The organism is Methylobacterium sp. WL69, assembly GCF_008039485.1.
Classification (GTDB): Bacteria; Pseudomonadota; Alphaproteobacteria; order Rhizobiales; family Beijerinckiaceae; genus Methylobacterium.
The window spans coordinates 1-24,776 of sequence record NZ_VRUZ01000062.1 but is presented as its reverse complement, the minus strand read 5'-3'; the positions used below and the strand labels follow the sequence as shown (position 1 = coordinate 24,776).

Below are 24,776 nucleotides of genomic sequence, written 5' to 3'. Positions count from 1 at the left end.
CCCCAACAGCCTGTTCCTCACCCAGGCCTTCCGCATGCGCAACCGCGACCTCGTCTACGTCTCCAACGCCCCCTTCACCGAGGTCCAGAAGGTGCTCTCGGTCTTCTCGACCGTCACCGCACCCGTCTCGGCGGGTGCCTCCCTGTACGCCACCGCCCGCTGAGCGACGGCGGCACCGCCGGTCGCCGTCCGGCGATCGGCTCTTGCGTTCTCGTGCGGCATCCCGCACGGGTCGGTCGGTCCGGGGGCCCCGCGCCCCGCGTTGTCTTCGAAAGTCCGCTGAAACCTTCCTGAGGTCGAACGAGGCGTGAAACGGGGCGAGACGAGGTTCGGACGTGCGGCCCGGCGCCCTGCGAGAACAGGACGGTCGGCGGCCCTGCTGGGCCTCGCCCTGAGCCTCTGGCCGGCCGGGATCGCCGCCGCACGGGCGGACGTGGTCATCGGCGTCGCCGTGCCGCGCTCGGGCGCCTACGTGGGCGTGGGCGAGCAGGTCCTGCGCGGCGTCCAGGCGGCGGCCCGCGACGCCAACGCCAAGGGCGGCCTCGACGGCCAGACCATCGTCCTCGACGTGCAGGACGACGCCTGCGATTCGAACAAGGCCGTGGCGGTGGCCAACCACTACGCCGCGCAGGGCGTGCGCCTCGTGGTCGGGCACGTCTGCTCCAACGCGTCGCTGGCGGCCTCGGAGGTCTATGCCGCCAACGGCACCCTGATGATCACGGCGGCGTCCGTGGCGGCCAAGCTCACCGATCGCGGCCTGCCGACGATCTTTCGGGTGTGCGGCCGCGACGACGACCAGGCCAAGCTGTCGGCGACGGTGCTGGCCGAGCGGTTCCGCGAGAAGCGGATCGCCATCCTCAACGACCTCACGCCGGGGTCGCGCAACCTCGCCGCCGCGACGAAGGAGAACCTCAACCGCATCGGCATCAACGAGGCCCTCGCCACGGCCTTCGCGTCGAGCGACGCCGACGACGCGGCGCTCGCCGACCGCCTCAAGGAGGCCGGCATCGCGGTGGCGTATTACGGCGGGGACGCCCGCGAGATGGGACGCCTCGTGCGGATCTCCGCCGAGCGGGGCTTCAAGCCGCAATGGTTCGGCACCTCGGCCATCGCCACCCAGGAATTCGCCACCGTCGCGGGGCCGGCGAGCAACGGCGTGCTGATGACCTTCTACCTCGACCCGCGCCGCAAGCCCGAGGCGGCGGCCGTGGTCGCGGCCTTCAAGGCCGAGGGCGTCGAGCCCGAGGGCTCCACGGTCTACGGCTACGCCGCCCTCCAGGCCCTGGTGGCGGCGGGCAACTTCGCCCACAGCCAGGATTCCAAGCGCCTCGCCGCGACGCTCCACGCCGAGCGCTTCGACCTCGTGCTCGGCTCCGTCGGCTTCGACGCCAAGGGCGACGTCACGGCCCAGGGCTACGTCCTGTACGTCTGGAGCGACGGCACCTTCAGCTACGCGAAATAGGACCGCAGCGACGCCAAAGAGGGCCGCCCGGGATCGTTTCGGGCCCGTCCTCGTTCGTGAACCGACGGCCGGACGGGCCGCCCGCGCCCACCCCCCGGCGCGTGGATCGACAGCGAAGCGAGGCGTCATGGCCCAATCCCTCCCGCGACGGGCTCTTCCGCGACGGGCCCTCCTCGCCGCCGGCCTCGGCGGTGCGGCGGCCGTCGCCGCCCCCGCCCTCGCCCAGACCGCGCCGGAGCTGCGCTGGCGCCTCGCCTGCGCCTACCCCAAGGCCCTCGACATCCTGTTCGGCGGCGCCGAGACCCTGGCCCGCCTCGTGGCCGAGGCCACGGACGGGCGCTTCCAGATCGCCGTGCAGGCGCCGGGCGAGCCGGTGCCGGGGAGCGGCGTCCTCGACGCGGTGGCCGCCCGCACCGTCGAGATGGGCTACGCCTCGGCGACCCAGGGCCTGGCCAAGGACCCCACCTTCGCCCTCGCCGCAGCCGTGCCGTTCGGCCTCAACGCCCGGGGCCAGGGCGCGTGGTGGCTCGACGGCGGTGCCGCCGACCTGTTCGGCGAGATCTTCGCCCGCAACGGCCTCGTCGCCCTGCCCGCCGGCAACACCGGCGCGCAGATGGGCGGCTGGTTCCGCAAGGAGGTGAAGACCGTCGCCGATCTCCAGGGGCTCAAGCTGCGCATCGCCGGCCTCGGCGGTCAGGTCCTGGCCAAGCTCGGCGCCGTGCCGCAGGCGACCCCCGGCCCCGAGATCTACGCGGCCTTCGAGGCCCGGACCCTGGACGCCGCCGAATGGATCGGCCCCTACGACGACGAGAGGCTCGGCCTGCAGAAGGTCGCGCCGATCTACCACTATCCGGGCTTCTGGGAGGGCGGAGCCCTCGAGCACGTCTGGTTCAACGCCGAGGCGTGGAAGGCCCTGCCCCGATCCTATCAGGCGATCCTGCGGGCGGCCGCCGCCCAGGTCCATGCCGAGGTCCAGGCCCGCTACGACGCCCGCAACCCCAAGGCGCTCCGCCGTCTCGTCGCCGCCGGCGCGCAGCTGCGCCCGTTCCCCCAGGACGTGATGGAGGCGGCCCTGAAGGCCGCCACGGACGTCTACGCCGAGATCGCGGCCAAGAACCCCGACTTCAAGCGGATCTACGAGGCGATGCGGACCTTCCGGAACGAGGAATACCTCTGGTTCCAGGTCGCCGAGTACACCTACGACAACTTCATGATCCGCGCCCGCGCACGGGGATGACGAGCGCGCGACAGAAAAAAGGCCGCTCCGAAGAGCGGCCCGAAGTCTAGGGAGGAAACGCCCAAGAAGGGCAGCGGGACCGCGACGCCATCGCGTTCCCGCAATGCACAATCTGATCCTCCCGCCTGGAATTGCAAGATCATTGGGGCAGCACCCCTGTCTCTTTTCGTGCCGCCGCGCACATTCCACCAATTCTGTATCCAAAATGACGCAGGCTCGCCCGCCCCTGCGCGGACGGCTCCGCGTCGATGCCAGAGCCGGGTGGAGGACGGGCAAGCGCTTGTTCGAGAACGGTTTTCGGGCGATCGCATGGCGATCTGCGGCGCTTGCCGGCATCCGGAACCTGCGGCCATCCACCGCCGCCCGGGCCCGGGGCGACGCTCTACTTTTTCAGCACCACAGGAAAGCGACGGCCGAAGATGGCGATACAGGCGGGACGAATCAGGGTCCTCAACGACGTGGCGCCGCGCGAAGGGGGAGCCTACGTCCTCTACCTGCTCCAGCAGGCGAATCGCGCGCATTTCAATCCGGCCCTGGAATACGCCGTCGGGGAGGCCAACCGCCTCGGCGTGCCGGTCCTCGCCTGCTTCGGCCTCCTCGACGGGGCCAACGGCTTTCCCGAGGCCAATGCCCGGCACTACGCCTTCCTGCTCCAGGGGCTCGCCGACGCCGGGGCCGGCCTCGACAAGCGCGGCATCGGCTTCTGCCTGCGCAAGGCGTCCCCGGCCGAGATCGCCATCGATCTCGCCCGCGACGCCGCGCTCCTCGTCCTCGACCGGGGCTACCTCGCCATCCAGAAGCGCTGGTACGGGGAGATCGGGAAAGCGGTGGAGACCCGCATCGTTCAGGTGGAAGGCGACGTCGTCGTCCCCGTCGAGGTGGCCTCGGGCAAGCACGAATACGCCGCCCGCACCCTCAGGCCGAAGCTCAACCGCCTGTTCGATAGCTACATCGCAGGCCTGTCCGAGCGTACCGTGAAGCACCGGGCCGGGCGCGGCCTGCCGGAGACCGAGATCGACATCTCGGACCCTGACGCGGTGCTCGCCGGCATGACCCTCGACCGGGACGTGCCCCCGGTGAAGCGCTTCACCGGGGGCGAGACGGAAGCGCGGCGCCGGCTCAAGGCCTACCTCGCCGGGCCGTTCGCCACCTACGGGACCGAACGCAACAGGCCCGAGGCGGGGGCGGCCTCGCACATGAGCCCCTACCTGCATTTCGGCCAGATCTCCCCCGTGGAGATCGCCCTCGCCGTGCGCGCCGCCGGGACCGGCGGGGACGAGGACAAGACCGCCTATCTCGAGGAACTCATCGTGCGGCGCGAGCTCGCCATGAACCATGTCCACTACACCGAGGGCTACGAGTCCTACGCCCGCGCCGTGCCCGAATGGGCGCGCAAGACCCTGGCCGAGCACGCCGACGATCCCCGGCCCCACACCTACACCGAACCGGAACTCGCCGAGGGCAGGACCCACGACACCTACTGGAACGCCGCCCAGGCCGAGATGCGCGAGACCGGCTACATGCACAATCACCTGCGCATGTACTGGGGCAAGAAGATCCTCGACTGGTCGCCCTCCCCCGAGGAAGGGTTCAGGCGCACCCTGCGCCTCAACAACCGCTACTTCCTCGACGGGCGCGACGCCAACTCGTTCACCAACGTCGCCTGGGTCTACGGCCTGCACGACCGCCCCTGGGCCCGGCGCAAGGTGTTCGGCACCGTACGCTACCAGAGCGAGAACTCCTTGAAGAAATTCGACGCCAAGGCCTACCTGAAGACCGTCGCGGCCCTGTGCGCGGCGGAGGAAGCCCAGGGAGGCCGAAAGGCGTGATGCAAGGCGGGCCGGCGCCGGGTATGCGCCTTGCGTGAGGCGCCGTGCGCCGCAACGCCGGATTCCCGACCCATGCCGCCCCGTCTCCGCATCCGCCCCGCCTTCACGCGCCTGCGCAGCGGGGCCGTCGATGCCTTCGCGGTCTGGCGCCGCCGGCTCCTGTTCCTCCTCGGCGGGATCGGGGTCGGCCTCGCCGCGGTGGGAATGGCCAAGCTCGCCGACGCGGCGCAGGAGGGGTTTCGCGCGGCCCTGTCCCTGTCGCCCTGGGTGGCCCTCGCGGTGACGCCCCTGGGCTTCGGCCTGTGCGCCCATCTTGCCCGGACGGTGTTCCCGAATTCGCAGGGCTCGGGCATTCCCCAGGTCATCGCGGCGCGCCACACGGCAAACCTGTCCCTGCGCCGGGCCCTGGTCTCCCTGCGCACGGCCGCCGGCAAGATCGTCGTGATGGCGCTGGGCCTCCTGTTCGGCGCCTCCACGGGGCGCGAGGGGCCGACCGTCCAGGTCGGGGCGGCAATCATGGCCGCCGTCGGCCACCTGACGCCGCACCGCCAGCCCGGCCTCATCCTCGCCGGCGGGGCCGCCGGCGTGGCCGCCGCCTTCAACACGCCGATTGCCGGGATCGTCTTCGGCATCGAGGAACTCGGGCGCGCCTACGAGGCCCGGACCGGCGGCCTCATCGTGGCGGCCATCGTCGCGGCCGGCCTCACCGCCCTGGCGATCACCGGAAACTACACCTACTTCGGCACGTCGGGCACGACCCTGCCGTTCGGTCCCGGCTGGCTCGCCGTGCCGGTCCTGGGCGCCCTCGGCGGCCTGACGGGCGGTCTGTTCGCCCGCATCGTCATCCTGTTCGCCCGCGGCCTGCCCGGCCGCGCCGGCGCCGCCCTCGCGCGCCGGCCCGTCGCCTTCGCGGTGGCCTGCGGCCTCGGCGTCGCCCTGTGCGGCCTCGCCTCGGGCGGCGCCGTCTACGGCACCGGCTACGAGGAGGCCCGCGCCCTCCTCCACGGCACCGGGGGAGGCGCCCTCGACTTCGCGCCGCTGAAGTACCTCGCGACCCTGTTCTCGGCCGTCAGCGGCATTCCGGGCGGCCTGTTCGCCCCCTCCCTCAGCGTCGGCGCCGGGCTCGGGGCCGCAATCCAGGGCCTGTTTCCCGGGGTGCCCGTGGCCGCCCTCGTCCTCGTCGGGATGGTCGCCTATCTCACCGGCGCCCTCCAGGCCCCCATCACCGCCTTCGTCATCGTCACCGAGATGACCCAGGACCATGCCCTGATGATCCCCCTGATGGTCGCCGCCCTCATCAGTGACGCCGTCTCGAAATCCGTGTGCCGGGAGGGGCTCTATCACGCCCTGGCGGAGATCCTGCTGGCGCGGGCGGAACGCGCCCCGACGCCCTGACCCTCCGGAAAATCGGCGTGCGGGCCACGATCCGCGAGCGTGGCGGGAACGGAAGCGTGGCCGCGGGGTTGTCGCTCGATTCCGCGTGCTGGAGTGCTGTGCATGACCCTGTTGAAATGGGCCCTCATCTGTTTCGTGATCTCCCTCCTGGCGGGTGGTCTCGGCTTCACCGGCATCGCCTCGGGCGCCGGCTCCCTCGCCCGCATCCTGTTCGGCCTGTTCCTCGTGGTGGCCATCGTCATCGTGGTGGTGGCCTTCGCCGTCGGGCAGGCGGTGTTCTGAACACCATGGCCCATGCGGCGCCGATGCGGGACAAGGTCTGCCTCGTCACGGGCGCCACCTCCGGCATCGGCTTCGAGACCGCCCTGGGGCTGGCCCGCAAGGGCGCCCGGGTCGGCCTCGTCGGGCGCGATGCCGCGCGGACGCGGGACGCCGCCGAACGCATCGGGGCGTCCGTCCCGGGTGCGCGGATCGATCCCTTCGTGGCGGACCTCTCCGTGCAGGCGGAAGTCCGCCGCCTCGCCGGCGAGGTCCGGGCGCTCTGTCCGCGCCTCGACGTGCTGGTGAACAACGCCGGCGCCATCTTCGACACGCATCGGCTGACCGCGGACGGGATCGAGCGGACCTGGGCCCTCGATCACCTCGCCTACGTGCTCCTGACCCTCGAACTCCGCGACCTGCTGAAGGCGAGCGCTCCGTCGCGCATCGTCAACGTCGCCTCGGCGGCGCACACCCGCGGCTGCATCGCGTTCGACGATATCGGGCACGCCCGCCGCTTCTCCGCCATGACGGTCTATTCCCAGGCCAAGCTCGGCAACGTGCTGTTCACGGTCGCCCTCGCCCGCCGGCTGGCCGGCACGGGCGTGACGGTGAACGCCCTGCATCCCGGCGTCATCGCGAGCGGGTTCGCCGCCGGCACCGGCGGCTGGTTCGGCCTCGGCTGGCGCCTGATCCGGCCGTTCATGACGGGGCCGGCCGAGGGTGCGGTCACGTCACTCCACGTGGCCAGCGCGCCGGACCTCGATGGGGTGACGGGGCTGTACTTCGCCCGCTCGCGCCCCGTGGCGACGTCGCGCCGGGCGGCCGATCGCGATCTGCAGGAGCGGGTCTGGCGCCTGAGCCTCGACCAGCTCGGCCTGCCATCGACGGCGGTGTCATCCTAGGGCAGCATCGTCCTGGAACCGTTCGAATGCGTTTCACGCATACCCCCTCCCCCATCCGGGGGATTGAAGGGTGCAGTGCAAAATGGCATTTCGATCTCATGCACCGCAGCGATGGCGTCGCCGCGGTGTGCCCTTCTTGGGCGTTTCCTCCCTAGACTTCGGGCCGCTCCCTCACCGGGGCGGCCTTTTTTCGTCTTCGGTGAAGCGGCTTCTAGCCGTCCGGCCCGGCAACGACAAGCACAATGATGCGCCGTTCGGCCGGGGTGTGGGTTTTTGTTGCAGTCTCAGGCCGCCGGGGAGACGAAAGTGCCCGAAAGGGCCTCGGCGATGAGGGTCCGGGTCTCGGCGACGCCGTAGAGGGCGACGAACGAGCCGAAGCGGGGCCCGCGCGCCTCGCCGAACAGCACGTTGTAGATGGTGGTGAACCACGCCTGCGACACGCCGGGGCGTCCGTCGGGGCTCTTGGCCTTGCCCGAGAGGTCGGGGAAGTGTCGGCGCCCGACCTCGTAGACGATGGCCTGGAGCCCTTCCGGATCCGTCGAGCCCTCGTGCGCCGCCAGGGTCTCGGACAGGTCGGCCAGCGCCGCCGCTTCCGCCTCCGTCGCTGCCCGGTAGGTCTTCTGAGGCCGCACCACATCGCGATAGTAGGCGAGGGCGTGGCCGACGAGCCGGGCCAGGACCGGATGGGTCTGCGGGCCCACGGTCGGGTCGTAGCGGCGGATGAAGCCCCACAGCACGGCCGGGTCCTCGGTGTTGGCCACCGCCGCGAGGTTGAGGAGCATGGCGAAGTTCAGTGCGCCGCCCTTGCCCACGGCCTCGGCCGCCGGCGGCCGGCCGGCATGCAGGTGCCAGACCGGGTTGCCGAGCTGCTGGGCCGGGGCCTGGCCGGGATACTTTTCGAGGAAGCCCAAGTAATCGTCGACCTGACGCGGGATCATCTCCACGAACAGGCGCTTGGCCTCGCGGGGCTTGTTGTACATGAACAGGGCGAGGCTGTCGGCGGTGCCGTAGACGAGCCAGTCGTCGATGGACAGGCCGTTGCCCTTGGACTTCGAGATCTTGCGGCCTTCCTTGTCGAGGAAGAGCTCGTAGTTGAATCCCTCTGGCGGCTCGGCCCCGAGGGCATGGGCGATCTCGCCCGAGAGCTTGACCGAGTCGATGAGGTCCTTGCCGGCCATCTCATAGTCGATGCCGAGGGCCATCCAGCGCATGGCCCAGTCGGGCTTCCACTGCAGCTTGGCGTGGCCGCCGGTGACGGGGGTCTCGTAGGCCTCGCCCGTGTTCGGATCGCGCCAGACCAGGGTCCCGGCGCTCGCCCGCACCTCGTCGATGGCGACCTGCATCACCGCGCCGGTGACCGGGTGGATCGGCAGGAACGGCGAGTAGCTCGCCGAGCGCTCGGCGCGGAGCGACGGCAGCATGATCGCCATCACGGCGTCGTAGCGCTCCAGCACCGTGAGCAGGGCGGTGTCGAACAGGCCGGCCCTGTAGCACTCGGTGGCGGAGCGGAATTCGTAGTCGAAGCCGAAAGCGTCGAGGAAGCGGCGCAACTCGGCGTTGTTGTGGGCGCCGAAGCTCTCGTGGGTGCCGAACGGGTCCGGCACCCGGGTCAGGGGCTGGTTCAGCGCCCGGATCAGCATCTCCTTGTTCGGCACGTTGTCCGGCACCTTGCGCAGACCGTCCATGTCGTCCGAGAACGCGATGAGGCGCGTCGGCACGCTGTCGTTGGTGAGCACGCGGAACGCGTGCCGGACCATGGAGGTGCGGGCGACCTCGCCGAAGGTGCCGATATGCGGCAGGCCCGAGGGGCCGTAGCCGGTCTCGAACAGCACTTCGCTCTTGGGACGTCGCGCGAGCCGCGCCACCAGTTTGCGGGCCTCCTCGAACGGCCACGCCGTGGCGGAGGCGGCGGCCTCGATGAGGGCGGGATCGAGCGGGGCGGACGGCATCGTGGCGGACGACATGGGTGCGGACGACATGGGCACAGCGTCAGTTCTGGCAAGGTGTTTGGGAAGGCCGGCACCCGAGAGCATCGGCCCGAAAGGTGGACACCGGCTTTCGGAAAAGCCGATGCCAGAACGATGCTCTAGGCAGCGCGTTCCGGAGGGTCAACGTAGGGAACGACCGGACCGGGCTTCACACGTTCGCCGCGTCGCCCTGCGAGGATGGTTCGACGGCCTCGTCCGATCCCGTCCGAAAAGGCCCCATGACCGTCGCCCTCGATACCCAAGCCGGCGCCAACGCCGAAATCCGCTCCACCCGCCTGCTGTTCCTCATCGTCGGCTTCGGTGTCGCCGCCTGGGCGCCCCTGGTGCCGTTCGTGGCGGCGCGGGCCGGCCTCGACGCCGCGACCCCGGGCGGGCTGCTGCTCTGCCTCGGCATCGGCTCCCTCGCGGCGATGCGCCCTCGCCTACGCCACCGGCCTGACCACGGCCTTCCTGGCGATCGCGCTCCTGTTGGTGGGCGTCGCCGCGGGCGGGCGCCGGATCGACGTCAGAACGGGCTGACGGGGAAGAACCGCAGGTAGAGTTCGGCGTACTTGCCGTCGTCCCACACCCGCTGGAGCGCATCGTCGAGGGCGCGGGACAGGGCCACGTCGTCGGGCCGGGTGACGAGGCCGATCCCCTCGCCGAAATAGCGGTTCTCGAGGTAGGCGCCGCCGATGAGGGCGCAGCATCGGGCCGATTCGATGCCGCCGACCCAGAGGGCGAGGTTGAGGCCGTCGGCGAAGACGTAGTCGACCTCGCCGCGCCGCAGGGCGCCCTCGGCGGCGGCGAGATCCGTGAAGTCCCGCGCCACCGCCTTGGGGAAGAACGCCGCGCGGTAGGCCGCGTGCGCGCTGCCCGCCACGACGCCGACGCTGCGCCCGGCGAGGGCCGCGGCGGACGGCGCGGGCAGACCTTTGTCCGTGCGGGCCACGAACCGCCCGGGCCAGCGGAAATACGGCCGCGTCGCCAGGAACCGCGCCCGCAGGGCCGGCGTCAGGGGAATCGCGGCGGCGACCACGTCGCCCTGCTTGTCGGCCAGCGCGTCGAGGAGGGTGTCGAACCGCCGCGCCTGGACCGTGCAGGTCAGGCCGAGCTTCTCGCAAACGGCGCGGGCGAGCTCGACGGAAAAGCCCGTCGGCGTGCCGTCGGCCCCGGGGAAGTGCAGGGGCGGGAACTCGTCGTCCGTGAGGAAGCGGACCGTGCGGCCCGTCTGGGGCGTGTCCATGCGCTCCTGGCGCGCCCGCGGGTTCCAGAAATTGGGGATCGCGACCCCCTGCCCCGCCGCCGCAGGCGTCTGGGCCGGCGCGGCGCCGGCCCATAGACCGATCGCCAAGCCCAAAACCGCCGGGCGAATCCAGCGTGGTCTTGACCCGAGGGTTGTATTCGTGGTGCGCTGGTTGTGCGCGGACGCGGTCTGGCTCACGCCGCCTCCCTAGCACGTTCTCGAGCCGCCGGGAGACGCTCCCGTTGTCGATCCTCGGTTTCCCGTCGGCCCTGCGGACCGGCGCCCTGCCGCTGCCGCCCGACCTCGCCTTCCTCCTGGGCCACGGAGTCGATCCGGCCACGCTGGTCCGGGCCGCCGACCGCGCCCGCGCCTGGGGCACCGACGGGGCCTCGACCCTCTTGGCCCTGGGCGCCGTCACCGAAGAGACCTATTACCGGGCGCTGGCGGCGGAACTCGGCACGTCCTTCCTCGCCGGTCCGATCCCCCTGGGGCCGGGGGCGCGCTACCCCGAGAGCGTGGTCGCCGGCGTGGCGCCGCTCGGTCCCGGCGCACCGGCCGCCTACGTGCTGGCGCCGCGCGGGGCCGCCATCGCCGAACTCCTGCACGGACGCAGTCCCACGGGGCGGATGCCGGCGCTCACGACCCCGCGCACCCTGCGCGAGGCGGTCTTCTCCGCCAACCCCGCCGGCATCGCCGCCTGCGCGGCGGATTCGCTCCAGGTCCACCGGCCCGACTGGGCCCTGCAGGCCCGGCCCATGGGACCAACCCTGGCCATCGGCGGCCTGATCGCCGGACTCGTCGTGGTCGCCGTGGTCGAACTGCCGCCCGCCCTGGTCCTCGGCCTGTGGACCCTCGCGCAAGGCGTGCTCCTGGCCATGGTGGCCCTGCGGGTCGCCGCGATCAGCGTCGAGGCGAACGGCCCGGCGACGGGGCCCATGAGCGACGCAGCGCTGCCGATCTACACGGTATTCGTCGCCCTGCACCGGGAGGCCGCCGTGGTGCCGCGCCTCGCCGCCGCCCTGTCGGCCCTCGACTACCCGGCGGCCAAGCTCGACATCAAGTTCGTCATCGAGGCCCACGACGCCGGGACCCTGGCCGCCCTGGAGGCCGCCACCCTGCCGCCGGGGGCGGAGATCGTAGTGGTGCCGCCCGGCCTGCCGCGCACGAAGCCGCGCGCCCTCAACTGCGCCCTGCCCCTCGCGCGCGGCAGCTGCCTCGTGGTCTACGACGCCGAGGACGTGCCCGATCCGGGGCAGTTGCGCGCCGCCGCCCGGATCTTCGCCCGCAGCGATCCGGGGACGGCCTGCCTGCAGGGGCGCCTCGTCATCGACAACCAGCGCGACGGCCCCCTGCCGAAATGCTTCGCCCTCGAATACGCCGCCCTGTTCGACGTGCTGGTCCCGGCGCTCGCCGCCTGGAACGTCCCGATCCCGCTCGGGGGCACCTCGACGCATTTCCGCGGCCTTATGGAGCAAATGCACCAAATATGATGGCATACGCCATTGCATGAAGTGCGTTTCCGTAAGGCCCATTTTTGGAAATGGAAAAATGATTTCAACTTCAATCGGCGGGTGGGCATGGTGCTCAGATGCTGGCTCCCCGCACCCCCTTCATCGTCAGTTTGATCGCTGGCGTTATCGGCGTCATCGCAACAAAGCTGACCGGCGCGGCGCTAAAAGCCATCTACGACGTCACCATTCAGGATTTCTGGAAGGACACGCTTGCCCCATACCTCACCAAGCAGGTCGGCCCGTGGAGCACGATCATGCTTGAGTGGATTGGCCCCTTTTGGGCAGGCGCTATCTCCGCATTCGGCCTGATGTTTGTCGTGGAGATGATCTTCGCTTGGCGGCGCAGCAAAGCTCCAGTCGAAGCCTTGCCTATTCCAAAAGTCCTAAATTTGACGAGGGCGTCATATGAGGGTGAGACCATAAACGTTGCCGCAAACCTTGAAGAGCTTTCAAGGTTGCGCAATTATGGTCTTTTGGAAGGAAAAATATTTACAAATTGCCGATTTGAAGGGCCGGCTTCTATTTTTCTAACTGGCCATGTTTCAATTGCCGGCGACAATAAATTTGACTATGTAGGTTCGGCTCTCAAGGTTCCGGCAGGGGAGATGATTGTTGGGGCACTACCACTACCAAGCTGCACGTTGCACAGTTGCATCTATGATAAAATTCAGTTCATTGTTACTGAAGGTGAGATGTTTGATACTTTTGTGAGACTTGCAGACCCCGCTCTGCCGGCGCGCAAAATCAATATTTATGATGCTAGTCCAGACGTATCTCGCGCGAGCCAATCGCAGTCAAAACCTGAAGTAAGAAAACCGCAGTAAATTTACCGCGCGCCAGCTTGTTGCGGATGTTGGGTTCCGTTTCCTTCACGCCGACGTCCGCCAGCCGCTCGACAAGCTGCGCATAAGTTACGCCTTTGCGCTTCAATTCCGACTTCAGGATTGCCTTAACGCGCGTATCCCAATGCTCTTCGACGGGCTCAGTCATGCCAATGGCATCCTATCTGATTACGGATGCCATCATACGCGATACGATTTCGCTTGACCAGCGATCCGTAATACCATCATATGCGATGCATAAGCACGCAAGACGATGGCAATGGCTTCTCACTTCCTCCTCTCCTCGGCTGCTCGGACCCTCTCGCTCAAGGCGATCTATAAGGGTGGCGAGGACGCGGCCTACCAGACCTTCAAGCGCCTTCGTTGGCCTCTGACGGATGGCGAGCCCGTGTGCCCGGCCTGCGGTTGCCTGGACCACTACAACATCAGCACCCGCCGTCGCTTCAAGTGCGCCGGCTGCGGCAAGCAGTTCAGCGTCACGTCGGGCACGATCTTCGCCAGCCGGAAGCTCGCCTTCACGGACCTGTGCGCCGCCGTCGCCATCTTCGTGAACGCCGTGAAGGGCCTGTCCGCCCTGCAACTCGGCCGCGATCTGGACGTGTCCTACAAGACCGCTTTCGTCCTCGCTCACAAGCTGCGCGAGGCCCTTTCGGCTGAGACGGCTGGGCACGGGCTTGAGGGCGAGGTCGAGATCGACGGCGCGTACTTCGGCGGCGTCGTGCGTCCTGAGAACCGCAAGGAGGATCGCAAGGATCGTCGCCTCAAGGCGAACCTGAGCGCTGAGCGCCGGGTCGTCATCGTCATGCGCCAGCGCAACGGCCGCACCCTGACGTTCGTCGCCAAGCGCGAAGCCGAGGGCGTCGCCCTGGCCGAGCAGCACGTTGCCCACGGCTCCAAGGTCTATGCCGATGAGGCTACCCATTGGGACGATCTGGAAGCCAAGTTCCCCGACGCCGGCCGCATCAACCACTCTGAGGCCTACTCAGCGGACGGCGCCAACACGAACCAAGCTGAGAGCTTCTTTGCCCGCCTGCGCCGCACGGTGGCCGGTCAGCACCACTTCGTCACCGCCCGCTACCTCCACCAGTATGCCGCCGAAGCCGCTTGGAAGGAGGACAACCGTCGCCTCCCGAACGGCATGGCCTTTGCTCAGACGATCCGCCTGACGATGGTGTCGCCCGTCAGCCGCTCCTGGAAGGGCTACTGGCAGCGGCACGAGCGGTCAATGTAACGCTTACGATATCAATCGTCGGCATGCGCTCAACATCTCACATAGATTCCCGGTAGCGGCTCGGATATAACCCGCCCCCTCACCGGCGATTGCCGCCGCACACTTCACACACGCCCCACGCACATGCCGCAAAACACGCCAAAGAAGGGGCGTCATGACCGCGTGCCTTGGGAGGCGCGCGATCCTCGACAGATCCTTGTTCACTCTACCTTCGGGAAAATGCGTGGCACCCATCAGCGGCCAGCTAAGGAAGCTGAGCAATACGTTGCGCGCTATGAGCGAGCGAAGCGAGGATATTGCCCCGAGGCTGCGGCGGAGATAGTCGAAGAATGCGTAGATATGCGGATTGTCGATCTTTTGATTGACGCCTTGTTCGAGGTGAACAAGCCCGCGCTTATCGTCTGCCCATGCCCCGGTTTTAACGACGGTCATGATGATCCGGTCGTGAACCCGCTACCGACGAATGCGATCCCCGCAGCGTTCTCGGCTTTGCTCGCGGCCGAACTTGGATGCGACGTTGACGCTGATATTATTCAGATTGCCCGTCCTGGGCGAACGGTGTTAAACAAATTTGAACGCTATCTGTGGCAACCCTGCTATGAGGGTGCGGTTCGCTCAGACCGTGCTTATATCATTGCAGATGATGTGTGCACCAATGGCGGCACCCTGGCGATGCTCCGCAGTCATATCGTCAGCCAAGGTGGAACGGTCATCGCCGCTACCACGTTGGGCCACACAACCGGAAATTCGCAATCGTTCCCTATTGAGCGTGCCACCCTTGGTGTGCTTATGTCTGCATATGGGAGCGGCTTGCAGTCGCTTTGGAGAGAGGAAATTGGCCATGAGCCTCAATGTCTTACGGACGGTGAAGGCATTGGTTTGGCCGAATGGACGCGAGAACGAGTCGGCCGAGGAACCCAAGAACGGGCACTTCAATGCCTTAGAGATCGCTTCGCTGAAGCGCGGGGCAACGCTAGCGAACGAGCACGCTCGGGAACAGCTAGCTAAGCGCGGGCATAGGGGGCCAAACTCTCGTATCCTCGCAGCCCGCCAAGCAGGCGCTAACGTCTGACCCGCACACACAGACCCCGCTTCGGCGGGGTTTTTCGTTTCTGGGTTCGTGAAGTTAATTGCACCGCTACCTTGCAGACAGATGCAAGGGCGCCCCGTTACCACGCTGGTAAGTCTCAGCCACACCGCCAAACCTGCCCCGCCTGCGTCCGCTCCCCTTCGACCATCCGGCTCGCCCGCATCTTCCTCAACGCGCAGCCGACCCGCCGCGTCACGTCCGTGAGCAACCTCCGGTCCCGACTGTCCTTCCCCTCCGTCTGACACACTGATTCGGCCAACTGGCGAGCCGTCATCGGCTCCCCTGCCTTGCGTAGCTCGGCCAGGAGGTAGTCCCGTAGCTCGTTGCGATAGAACAGGACGATGCGGGCCGCGCGAGGCGTGGAGCCCACGAGTTCGCCGCGATAGCCGCAGGCGTCAAGAACCCGATCCAAGGCCTCTATATCGTTCGCGAGGACCGCCATCCGCTCGCGCAAATCGGCGTTCTCTCGGCTCAGTTCCTCGCGCTTGGCGAGCAGTCCGTTGATGAGGGTCTGATCCTGCATTTTGCCATCATAGACGATGGCATAGGCCTTTACCTAGGGTGCTTTTTGGTGCATTTGCTCCATAAGGCCGCATTTCCGCACCTCCATCCTGCGTGCCGTGCACGGATGGGATGCCTGGAACGTCACCGAGGATGCCGATCTGGGCCTGCGCCTAGCGCGGGCGGGCTACCGGGTCGGGGACCTGCCGAGCAGCACCTTCGAGGAGGCGCCGGCCCGGCCCGGCGCGTGGCTGCACCAGCGCGCCCGCTGGATGAAGGGCTTCATCCAGACGAGCTTCACCCACGGCCGCCAGCCGGCTCGGACCGCGCGCGAACTCGGGGCCCTCGGGACCCTGGCCGCCGCCGCCCTGGTGCCCGGCACCGTCCTCTGCGCCCTCGCCTACCCGTTCTTCATGGGGCACGCGGCCTACCGGTTCCTGTTCGCCGGGGTCGAGCCCGCCGCGGGATTCTGGAGCAACCTGCCCAACGGTACGGCGATGACGGTGTTCGTGTCCGGCCTCCTCGCCATGGTGCTGCCGGCGGCCCTGGGGTGCGTGCGCCGGGGCTGGTGGGACCTCCTGCCCTACGTGCCCCTGATGCCGGCCTACTTCCTCCTGGTGAGCCTCGGCGCCTGGCTCGGGCTCATCGAACTCGTCCTCGCCCCCGACCGCTGGAACAAGACCGAGCACGGCCTGTCGCGCAGCTCCCGCAGCGGCGCCCTGAACCGCACCTGACGCTCACAGCACCTTGGCGAGGTCGGCGGCGGCGGCCTCCGGCGGGCGGGTCAGGTTGAGGGCGTTGAGGAAGCGGTTCTGCCCGTCCATGACGTAGACCAGGGCCGTGTGCTCCATGGTGTAGTCGCCGTCCTTCGTCGGTACCTTGCGGATATAGGCGCGGTAGCCCTTCACCACGGCGGCGATCTCCTCCGGCGTGCCGGTCAGGCCGACGATGCGCGGGTCGAAACTCGTCAGGTAGGTCTTCAGGGCGGCGGGCGTGTCGCGCTCGGGGTCCACGGCGATGAACAGCGCCTTGGTGTCCTTGGCCTTGGGGCCGAGGGCCTGCAGCACGTCGCCGATCTGCTGGAGGGTGGTGGGGCACACGTCGGGGCAATGGGTGAAGCCGAAGAACACCAGATGGGTCTTACCCGAGAAGTCTCGCTCGGTGACGCGACGTCCGTCCTGATCCGTCAGGGTGAACGGGCCGCCGACGCTGCTGGCCGTGGCCACGTTCGCCTTCGGCACCAGCACGGTCACGGCGGCGACGCCGAGGGCGACAAGGCCGATGGCGAACAGGATGAGCGGCAGGGCGCGACGCATGGGGAGCCTTGGGGGAGCCTTGGGGGAGACTTGGGGGGGCTTCAGGCCCGAAAATCTGCGCGTGCAAGACCATGCGACGGTGGGCGGGGCAACCCCGCAGACCGTCGCTGCCGGTTCCGGATCAGATCGCGAGCTTGTCCGGCGCGAGGTCCGCGATAGCGGCCTCGGCGCCCGTCCGACGAAGCGCTTCGCCGACCATGAGCAGCGCCGGTCCCTCGAAGCCCGAGGCCTCGACCCGGTCGGCGAGGTCGAGGGCGCTGGCCTCCACCACCCGCTGGTTCGGCCGGGTGGCGTTGAACACGAGGAGCGCCGGGGTGCCCGGGGCGAGGCCCTCGGTCATGGCCCGCTCCAGCAGCACGCGCAGGGTCTTCTTCGGCATGTAGACCACGGTGGTGACGCTCGGATCGGCGAGCGCGCCCCAGTTCAGGTCCTCGGGGAGCGCGCCGCGCCGGTCGTGGCCGGTGACGTATTGCAGGCGCCGAGCGGCGTCGCGGTTGGTGAGCGAGACGCAGAGGGAGGCCGCCGCACCCTGCGCCGCCGAGACGCCGGGCACGATGGAGACGGGGATGCCGGCAGCCCGACAGGCGTCGATCTCCTCGCCGGCCCGGCCGAACACCAGGGGGTCGCCGGATTTGAGGCGCACTACCTGTTTTCCGCTCCGGGCGAGCTGCACCATCAGGGCGTTGATGTCGTCCTGGCGGCAGGACGGGCCGTGCCCGGTCTTGCCCACCAGCATGGTGCGGGCCTCGCGGCGGGCGTAATCCAGAATCTCGGGGGCGACGAGGTCGTCGTACAGGATCACGTCGGCGTTGCGCAGCGCCCGCAGGGCCTTGAGGGTGAGGAGTTCGGCGTCGCCCGGTCCGGCCCCCACCAGGGTGACGGCGCCGCCCTTCGGCGCGGCCTCGGTCTCGCCGAGCAGTTCGGCGAGGTCGGTGGCGGTGGGAGCCCGGTCCGGTTCGGCGAAGGCCCGGTCGGTGAAGCGCTCCCAGAAGGCGCGCCGGTCCGAGAAGCCGTGGAAGCGGGCGGTGACCTCCTCGCGCCAGTCGCGGGCGGCGCCGATCCAGGCCTTGAACCCGCGCGGCAGCATGCCCTCGATGCGGGCGCGCACGGTCTGGCCGAAGACCGGGGCGGCACCCTCCGTCGAGATGCCCACCACCATGGGCGAGCGGTTGACGATGGCGCCGAACTTGACGTCGCAGAGATGCGGGCGGTCGACGGCGTTGACGATGGCGCCCGCCCGGCGCCCGGCGGCGACGAATTCGATGCAGTCGGCCTCGTCCTCCATGGCGCCGATGACGAAGGCCGCGCCCCGAAGGTCGGCCTCCGCCCACTGGCGCTCGTGCAGGGTGACGGAGCCGGCGACGATCTCGCCCGGCACGGCGCGGAGTTCTTCGCTGGGCTCGGGCGCGTAGACGTCCACGTCCGCCCCGGCGGCGGCCAGCAGCTTCACCTTCCACGGCGCCCCGCCGTTGGAGCCGGCCAGCACCGCGCGCTTGCCCTGGAGCGGTACGAAGACCGGCAGGACCGCCAGGGGTTCGAGGCCGGCCGGGCCGGCGCCACGGGCGGATTCGGGACCGGCGGGGCGAGTTTCGCGGGGCTGGCGGGGTGTGCTCATGGATCTCGGATCGGGGTCCTTCGTCCCCACAAAGTGAGCCTATGCTGCGTTGCGCGCAAGCACCTGCGGCAGCAGCTTGCGGATCTCGGGGATGCACGAGCCGCAATTCGTGCCGGCCTTGCAGGCGGCGCCCACGGCCTCGACGGAGCCGGCGCCTGCGGCGATGACGCCGGTGATCACGTCGAGGCCGACGCCGTGGCAGGCGCAGACCGTGGGGCCGGCCGACGCCGACTCCGCCCGGCCCGACAGCAGGGCGCGGCGGGCGGCGGGCTCGATCTCGTCTGCGGCGAAGTACGCCTTGGCCGACTCCCAGCCCGGCCGGGCCTCGCTCGGGGCGAGGGCGAGGCAGGCGACGAGGTGGACCCCGTCATAGACGGCGCAGCGGTAATGCCCGCGGGCGTGGTCGGCGTACTCGGCGAGTTCCAGGCCCTGGAACAGGCCGCGCATCATCAGGGCGACGGCGCGCGAGCTCTCCTGGGTGGCGAATTGCAGGCCCGATCCCCCCTCCACCGTGGCCCGCGCCCACCACCAGCCCGCCGGCGGCGTGTGCTCCGTCCGGGTCAGGAGGAAACCGCGATTGCGGTAGGGTGCGGGCGCGAGGGCGGCGGGCGTCGCCTTGAGTTCGGGCTGGCCCGAGACCGGATCGGGCACGCCGCGCACGAGGGCGCCGACGCGGGCATCCGACGCGGTGGCGTCGCTCCAGTGGAAGGCGGCGAACAGGTCGCCCCGGCGCACGCCGTCGGTCAGCATCGCCTCGAGGATCGCGGTGCCGTGCGGCGTCGAGACCCGGGCGAGGTCGCCCTCCTGTACGCCGAGGCGGACGGCGTCGTCGGGGTGGATCTCGACGAAGGGGACGGAGCGGTGGGCCGAGAGGCGCTGGCTTTTGCCCGTGCGCGTCATGGTGTGCCAGTGGTCGCGCACCCGGCCGGTGTTGAGAACGAAGGGGTGCGCCTCCGTGACGGGTTGGGCCAGGGCCGGGGCCTGCACGGCGACGAAGCGGGCGCGCTTGTCGAAGGTGTAGAACTGGCCGTCGGCGAACAGGCGCGCCCGGCCCTTGCCGCGCTTCGGCAGGGGCCATTGCAGGGGCGGCGTGCCGGCGTAGGCCGCGTCCGGCATCTCGGCGAGGGCGCCGATGTCGAAGTCGCGGGTGCCGTTGTTCTCGTAGGCCGAGAGGGCCGCGTGCTCGCGGAAGATGGCGGCGGCATTGGCATAGGCGAAGGCGTCGCCGTGGCCGAGGCGGCGGGCGACGTCGCAGACGACCGCCCAGTCGGCCCGCGCCTCGCCGGGGGCTTTCAGGAAGGCGCGCTGGCGCGAGACCCGGCGCTCGGAATTCGTCACCGTGCCGTCCTTCTCGCCCCAGGCGAGGGCCGGCAGCAGCACGGTCCTCTTGCCCGTCGCCCGGGCCGTGTCGCTGTCGGCGACGGCCTCGGAGACCACGTAGAGGTCGAGGCCCTTCAGGCTCTCGCGGATGGCGTCGGCCCGGGGCATGGAGACGACGGGGTTCGTGCCCATCACCCACAGGGCCTTGATCTTGCCGCGCGCCACCGCCTCGAACAGGGCCACCGCCTTCATCCCCTCGCCGGTGATGATGTTGGGCGCCTTCCAGAACCGGCGGACGCGGTCCACCTCCTCGGGGGCGAAGTGCATGTGGGCGGCGAGCATGTTGGCGAGCCCCCCGACCTCGCGCCCGCCCATGGCGTTGGGCTGGCCCGTGAGGGAGAACGGCCCCGCGCCCGGCTGCCCGATGCGGCCGGTGGCGAGGTGGCAGTTGATGATGGCGTTGCCCTTGTCGGTGCCCTGCGCCGACTGGTTGGCGCCCTGCGAGAAGGCCGTGACCACACGGCTGGTGCCGGCGAAGAGGGCGAAGAAGGCGGCGATGTCGGCCTCGGCGAGCCCCGTGGCGGCGGCGGTGGCGGCGACGCTCGGGGCGATGGCGGCGGCGCGCTCCAGGGCGCCGTCGAAGCCGCTGGTGTGGTCGGCGACGTAGGCCGCATCGACGGCGCCGGTGGCGGCGAGATGGACCAGCAGGCCGGAGAACAGGGCGGTGTCGGAGCCGGGCTTCAGGCCGAGGAACAGGTCGGCCTCCTCCCCCGTCTGGGTGCGGCGGGGATCGACCACCACGAGCTTCGTGCCGCGCTTGGCCCGCGCGTCGATCATCCGGCGGAACAGGATCGGGTGGCACCAGGCGGTGTTGGAGCCGACGAGCACGATGACGTCGGCCTCGTCGAGGTCCTCGTAGCAGCCCGGCACCGTGTCGGAGCCGAAGGCGCGCCGGTGGGCCGCCACCGCGCTCGACATGCACAGGCGCGAGTTGGTGTCGACGTGGGGCGTGCCCAAGAAGCCCTTCGCCAGCTTGTTGGCGACGTAATAGTCCTCCGTCAGGAGCTGGCCCGACAGGTAGAAGGCGATGGAATCCGGGCCGTGCTCGGCGGCGATTTTTCGCAATGACCCCGCGACGGTGCCGAGCGCCGCTTCCCAGCTCGTGCGCGCGCCGTCGACCTGCGGGTGCAGCAGGCGGCCGTCGAGGGAGACGGTCTCGCCCAAAGCCGAGCCCTTCGAGCACAGGCGGCCGAAATTCGCCGGGTGCGCGGTGTCCCCGGCGATGCCGACCCCGCCCTGTCCGTCCGGCGTGGCGAGGACGCCGCAGCCGACGCCGCAATACGGGCAGGTGGTCTTTACGGAGACGGCGGGCGCCTGGACGTGCGCGTTCATGGCGTGATCCTCGGCAATCTTTTCGTGTCGGTGGTCGGGAGCAAGAGTCGGACCTAAGCGCGCCGCGTACCCCTCTCCCCTCTGCGGGAGAGGGTGGCCCGCGTCAGCGGGTCGGGCCGGGACGCAGTCCCGCGAGAGGGGAGCGCCGTATCCGGAAAGGTCGCCCCCTCGCCCGCCTGCTCCGCAGGCACCCTCCCCCGCAGAGGGGGGAGGGTCGAGCGCGGCGCTAATACACGTCGGCCTGATACCGGCCGGTCTTCTTCAGATGGGCGAGGTAGGCCACGGCCTCGTCGGGGTTCTTGCCCCCGTGCTGGCCGGCGACATCGATGATCGCCCGCTCCACGTCCTTGGCCATGCGCTTGGCGTCGCCGCAGACGTAGAAGTGGGCGCCGCCCTCGAACCACTTCCACAGTTCCGCGCCGCTCTCGCGCATGCGGTCCTGGACGTAGGTCTTCTCGGTGCCGTCGCGGGACCAGGCCAGCGACAGGCGGGTGAGCACCTTCTTGTCCTTCAGGCCGTTGAGCTCGTCCTTGTAGAAGAAGTCGGAGGCCTGCTTCTGGTGGCCGTAGAACAGCCAGTTGCGGCCCGGCGCCTGCGTGGCGTCGCGCTCGCGCAGGAAGGCGCGGAACGGCGCGATGCCGGTGCCGGGGCCGACCATGATGACGTCCTTGGACAGGTCGTCGGGCAGGGCGAATCCGTGCGCCTTCTGGAGGTAGACCTTGACCTTCATGCCCTCGGGAATGCGCTCGCCGAGATGGGTCGAGGCGACGCCGAGGCGCAGGCGCGAGCGGTGGTTGTAGCGGACGGCGTCGACGGTGAGGGAGACGCGGCCGGGATCGGCCTTCGGCGAGGACGAGATCGAGTAGAGCCGGGGCTGCAGCTCGTCGAGGGCTTCGACGAACACCTCGGCGTCGGGCCGCGCGCCGGGGAATTTATGGAGCGCGCCGAGGACGTCGAGATGGGCGGCGTCGCCGTCCGGGTCCTCGCCGGCGGCGAGCGCCTGGGCCTTCTTGCGGGCCTCGCCCGAGGTGAGCAGCGAGAGGAGCTGGTAGAGCCCGTCCGGCGCGCCGCCCAGCGCATAGTCCGTCATCAGGCGGTCGCGCAGGGTCCTGCCCCCGATCCTGCGCTCGGGCCGGGCGCCGAGTTCGGCGATGACCGCATCGACCAGGGCCGGGGCGTTGGCGGGAAACAGCCCGAGGGAATCGCCGACCACGTAGTCGATGGGCGTGCCGGTGAGGTCGATCTCGACGTGCCAGGTCTCCTTCTCGCCGCCGGGCGCGTTCAGGCGCAGGCGCGACACGAACGTCGCCTCAACGGGGTTTTCACGACAGAATCCGAGGGGCCCCAGGGTCGGCTCGGCCTTCGGCGCGGCCTCGCCGGCGGCCTTCGGAGCGGCCCCGCCGCCGGCGCCGAACTCCTCGTCGAGCTTCTTCAGCATCCGGAGCGTGTCCTTGCCGCCGGGCTGGCACAGGTTCAGGCGCTCCTCGCTCTTGAGGAAGATGGCGTTGGCGTAATCGGCGCAGTTGTAGCCGCACTGGCCGCAATCCTGCTGGGCCATGGCGGCCATGAGCTTCTGCGCCTCGGGCCGTTCCTTGGCTAGCTCCATGCGGTCGGGCAGGGGCATCGACGGGTCGTGCCAGGGCGCGTCGTCGTTGTCGGCGAGCTTCTGACCGCCGCCGGGCATGTCGCCGGGGGCCAGCGCCGTGGCGCCTTCCACGGCGGGGCCGAGCAGCGCGGCGAAGTAGCCCGACAGCCACGAGCGCTGATCGGGGTTGAAGGGGGCGTTCTCGGGAATGAGAACCAGCGGGGGCGTGACGTGCTCGCTCATGCTGCGGCCTTCAGGACGGGTTGCTCTTCGGCGCTGTCGCGCAGGGAATCGGGACCGGTGCGCATGGTGAAGGCCTGGAAGCTCTCCTGCGGCCCCTGGCGGTTGCCGAGATAGCTGCGCAGGAGCGCCTCGATCCGGGCCGGGCACTCCTCGGCTTTCACGGCCTTCCAGATCTCGGTGCCGATCTTCGGGCTGTCGCCAAAACCGCCGCCGACGACGATGTCGTAGCCCTCCACCGTGTCGCCCTCCTCCGAGACGACGACCTTGGCGCCGATGAGGCCGATGTCGCCGATGTAGTGCTGGGCGCAGCTGTGGTGGCAGCCGGTGAGGTGGACGTTCACCGGGACGTCGAGCTCCTTGAGGTTGGCCTCGATGTAGTCGGCGATGACGAGGGCGTGGCCCTTGGTGTCCGAGGCGGCGAATTTGCAGCCCTGGTTGCCCGTGCAGGCGACGAGGCCAGCGCGGATGCTGGAGGCCTCCGTGGTGAGCCCGAGGGCGGCGACGCGGGTCTGAACCTCGGCGACCTTCGCGTCGGACACGCCCGAAAACAGGAAGTTCTGCCACACCGTCATGCGGATGGCGCCGTCGCCGCATTCCGTCGCGATCTTCGCCAGATCGCGCATCTGGTCGGTGGTGAGCTTGCCCACGGGCAGGATCACGCCGATCCAGTTGAGGCCGGGCTGAACCTGCCTGTGGACGCCGACATGAGCGAAGCGGTCCATGGGGCCGCGCGGGGCGACATGGGCGGGGTCGACGCGGTCGAGCTTGCGGCCGAGTTCGTCCTCGACGGCGGCGAGGTACTTGTCGAAGCCCCAGGCGTCGAGGACGTACTTCATCCGGCTCTTGTTGCGGTTGGTGCGGTCGCCGTTCTTGATGAAGACCCGCAGGATGGCGTCCGCCACCCGGTTGCAATCCTCGGGCTTGAGGACGACCCCGGTGTCGCGGGCGAGGTCGCGGTGGCCGGAGATGCCGCCGAGCACGAGGCGCATCCACACGCCGGGCGCCACGGCGGCGCCGTCGAGGACCCGGATGGCCTGGAAGCCGATGTCGTTGGTCTCCTCCAGCACCGGCATGACGCCGCCGCCGTCGAAGGCGACGTTGAACTTGCGCGGCAGGCCGAACAGCGAGCGGTCGTTGAGGATGTGGTTGTGCCAGGATTTGGCCAGCGGCCTCGTGTCGAGCAGTTCCTGCGCGTCGATGCCGGCGACCGGCGAGCCGGTGACGTTGCGGATGTTGTCCGCGCCCGCGCCCCGCGCCGTGAGGCCGAGGTCGATGAGACCGTCGAGGAACGGTTGGCCGTGCTCGGGGGTGATCTCGCGGACCTGCAGGTTGGCGCGCGTGGTCACGTGGCTGTAGCCACCGCCATGGGCGTCGGCGAGGTCGGCGATGCCGGCGAACTGCCAGTGGTGCAGGATGCCGTTGGGGATGCGCAGGCGGCACATGTAGGAGTTCTGCGCCGGGGCGACCCAGAACAGGCCGTGATAGCGCCAGCGGAAATTGTCCTCGGGCTTGGGCGCCTTGCCGGTGGCGGCCTCGGCGATGAGGCGGTTGTGGCCGTCGAAGGCGCTCTCGGCCCGCTTCCACTTCTCCTGGTCGCAGAGCTTGCCGCCGGCCTTCACCGTGGCGTCCTGGGCCTTGATGTGGATGGCGTCGGGGCCGGTGGGCTCGGCCGGGGGCGCGGCGGCCTGCCCGAGGGCGAGGCCGCCCGTCATGCGGGCCGCGGAGATGCCGGAGGCGAAACCTTCGAGGTAGCGCTTCTGCTCGGCGTTGAAGTCGTCAGCCATGAAAGCCTCCGTCACGCTGCGAGGGGTTGGGGGGCAAGGGGATAGGG

The 24,776-nt window shown here is 69.6% G+C and carries 21 protein-coding genes and 1 pseudogene; 13 read left to right on the top strand and 9 right to left on the bottom strand.

The features are described from left to right. From FV218_RS23250 to FV218_RS15840, 7 genes and pseudogenes are all read left to right on the top strand, one after another. A pseudogene (locus tag FV218_RS23250) lies at positions 1–163 on the top strand (sugar transporter); the annotation flags it as partial. Between the two features lie 213 nt (positions 164–376). Next, on the top strand, positions 377–1,462 hold the full coding sequence (locus tag FV218_RS15865; RefSeq protein ID WP_147710697.1) for a branched-chain amino acid ABC transporter substrate-binding protein: 1,086 nt from the start codon (positions 377–379) through the stop codon (positions 1,460–1,462). Between the two features lie 127 nt (positions 1,463–1,589). Beyond that, complete coding sequence (locus FV218_RS15860; RefSeq protein WP_147710693.1) at positions 1,590–2,699, top strand: ABC transporter substrate-binding protein; 1,110 nt, start codon at positions 1,590–1,592, stop codon at positions 2,697–2,699. Positions 2,700–3,118: 419 nt separating this feature from the next. Further along, positions 3,119–4,528 (top strand): deoxyribodipyrimidine photo-lyase, encoded by a 1,410-nt coding sequence (locus tag FV218_RS15855; RefSeq protein ID WP_147710692.1) that lies wholly within the window; start codon positions 3,119–3,121, stop codon positions 4,526–4,528. A gap of 72 nt (positions 4,529–4,600) precedes the next feature. Beyond that, entirely contained in the window at positions 4,601–5,923 is a 1,323-nt protein-coding gene (locus FV218_RS15850) for a chloride channel protein (RefSeq protein WP_147710691.1), read from the top strand. 102 nt (positions 5,924–6,025) lie between these two features. Then, entirely contained in the window at positions 6,026–6,205 is a 180-nt protein-coding gene (locus tag FV218_RS15845) for a DUF1328 domain-containing protein (protein ID WP_056091864.1), read from the top strand. A 23-nt stretch (positions 6,206–6,228) separates the two neighbouring features. Next, positions 6,229–7,086, top strand: a complete 858-nt coding sequence (locus FV218_RS15840) for an SDR family oxidoreductase (RefSeq protein ID WP_147710696.1) — start codon at positions 6,229–6,231, stop codon at positions 7,084–7,086. Between the two features lie 284 nt (positions 7,087–7,370). On the opposite strand, the gene FV218_RS15835 is transcribed toward FV218_RS15840, so the two are convergent. Further along, complete coding sequence (locus FV218_RS15835) at positions 7,371–9,035, bottom strand: lysine--tRNA ligase (RefSeq protein ID WP_147710695.1); 1,665 nt, start codon at positions 9,033–9,035, stop codon at positions 7,371–7,373. A 257-nt stretch (positions 9,036–9,292) separates the two neighbouring features. On the opposite strand from FV218_RS15835, the gene FV218_RS23510 reads away from it, so the two are divergent. Beyond that, positions 9,293–9,613: a hypothetical protein gene (locus FV218_RS23510; protein WP_210246124.1), complete on the top strand. Its 321-nt coding sequence runs from the start codon at positions 9,293–9,295 to the stop codon at positions 9,611–9,613. Here FV218_RS23510 and FV218_RS15825 read toward each other — a convergent pair. Continuing rightward, positions 9,580–10,299 carry a transporter substrate-binding domain-containing protein gene (locus FV218_RS15825; protein WP_147710694.1) on the bottom strand — a complete coding sequence of 240 codons (720 nt, stop codon included), beginning with the start codon at positions 10,297–10,299 and terminating at the stop codon, positions 9,580–9,582. The two genes, FV218_RS23510 and FV218_RS15825, sit on opposite strands and share 34 nt — an antisense overlap. Positions 10,300–10,541: 242 nt before the next feature. Between FV218_RS15825 and FV218_RS15820 the strand changes: the two genes are divergently transcribed. Both FV218_RS15820 and FV218_RS15815 read left to right on the top strand, forming a co-directional pair. Next, the gene (locus FV218_RS15820) at positions 10,542–11,789 is read left to right on the top strand and encodes a glycosyltransferase (RefSeq protein WP_147710690.1); all 1,248 of its coding nucleotides are present in this window, start codon (positions 10,542–10,544) and stop codon (positions 11,787–11,789) included. A gap of 98 nt (positions 11,790–11,887) precedes the next feature. Further along, a complete protein-coding gene (locus tag FV218_RS15815; RefSeq protein ID WP_147710689.1) occupies positions 11,888–12,634 on the top strand; it encodes a hypothetical protein in 747 nt (248 codons plus the stop codon). On the opposite strand, the gene FV218_RS15810 is transcribed toward FV218_RS15815, so the two are convergent. Continuing rightward, on the bottom strand, positions 12,570–12,800 hold the full coding sequence (locus FV218_RS15810; RefSeq protein WP_147710688.1) for a DUF6471 domain-containing protein: 231 nt from the start codon (positions 12,798–12,800) through the stop codon (positions 12,570–12,572). The two genes, FV218_RS15815 and FV218_RS15810, sit on opposite strands and share 65 nt — an antisense overlap. A 111-nt stretch (positions 12,801–12,911) precedes the next feature. On the opposite strand from FV218_RS15810, the gene FV218_RS15805 reads away from it, so the two are divergent. Both FV218_RS15805 and FV218_RS15800 read left to right on the top strand, forming a co-directional pair. Beyond that, the gene (locus FV218_RS15805) at positions 12,912–13,883 is read left to right on the top strand and encodes an IS1595 family transposase (RefSeq protein WP_147710687.1); all 972 of its coding nucleotides are present in this window, start codon (positions 12,912–12,914) and stop codon (positions 13,881–13,883) included. Between the two features lie 123 nt (positions 13,884–14,006). Next, the gene (locus tag FV218_RS15800; RefSeq protein WP_147710686.1) at positions 14,007–14,891 is read left to right on the top strand and encodes a phosphoribosyltransferase; all 885 of its coding nucleotides are present in this window, start codon (positions 14,007–14,009) and stop codon (positions 14,889–14,891) included. Positions 14,892–15,070: 179 nt separating this feature from the next. On the opposite strand, the gene FV218_RS15795 is transcribed toward FV218_RS15800, so the two are convergent. Then, positions 15,071–15,496, bottom strand: coding sequence for a hypothetical protein (locus FV218_RS15795; RefSeq protein ID WP_147710685.1), 426 nt, complete (start codon positions 15,494–15,496; stop codon positions 15,071–15,073). Positions 15,497–15,548: 52 nt separating this feature from the next. Here FV218_RS15795 and FV218_RS15790 point away from each other — a divergent pair, with 52 nt between their 5' ends. Beyond that, complete coding sequence (locus FV218_RS15790; protein ID WP_147710684.1) at positions 15,549–16,208, top strand: glycosyltransferase; 660 nt, start codon at positions 15,549–15,551, stop codon at positions 16,206–16,208. A 3-nt stretch (positions 16,209–16,211) separates the two neighbouring features. Here the strand turns inward: FV218_RS15790 and FV218_RS15785 are convergent, their stop codons facing one another. The 5 genes from FV218_RS15785 to FV218_RS15765 form a co-directional block, all read right to left on the bottom strand. Then, complete coding sequence (locus FV218_RS15785) at positions 16,212–16,790, bottom strand: SCO family protein (RefSeq protein ID WP_056091858.1); 579 nt, start codon at positions 16,788–16,790, stop codon at positions 16,212–16,214. A gap of 121 nt (positions 16,791–16,911) precedes the next feature. Next, a complete protein-coding gene (gene cysG, locus FV218_RS15780; protein ID WP_147710683.1) occupies positions 16,912–18,405 on the bottom strand; it encodes a siroheme synthase CysG in 1,494 nt (497 codons plus the stop codon). A gap of 39 nt (positions 18,406–18,444) precedes the next feature. Next, entirely contained in the window at positions 18,445–21,117 is a 2,673-nt protein-coding gene (locus tag FV218_RS15775) for a nitrate reductase (protein WP_147710682.1), read from the bottom strand. A 226-nt stretch (positions 21,118–21,343) separates the two neighbouring features. Next, entirely contained in the window at positions 21,344–22,945 is a 1,602-nt protein-coding gene (locus FV218_RS15770) for a sulfite reductase subunit alpha (RefSeq protein ID WP_147710681.1), read from the bottom strand. Next, positions 22,942–24,729: a NirA family protein gene (locus FV218_RS15765; RefSeq protein WP_147710680.1), complete on the bottom strand. Its 1,788-nt coding sequence runs from the start codon at positions 24,727–24,729 to the stop codon at positions 22,942–22,944. The genes FV218_RS15770 and FV218_RS15765 overlap by 4 nt, the downstream gene beginning before the upstream one ends. Positions 24,730–24,776: the final 47 nt, after the last annotated feature.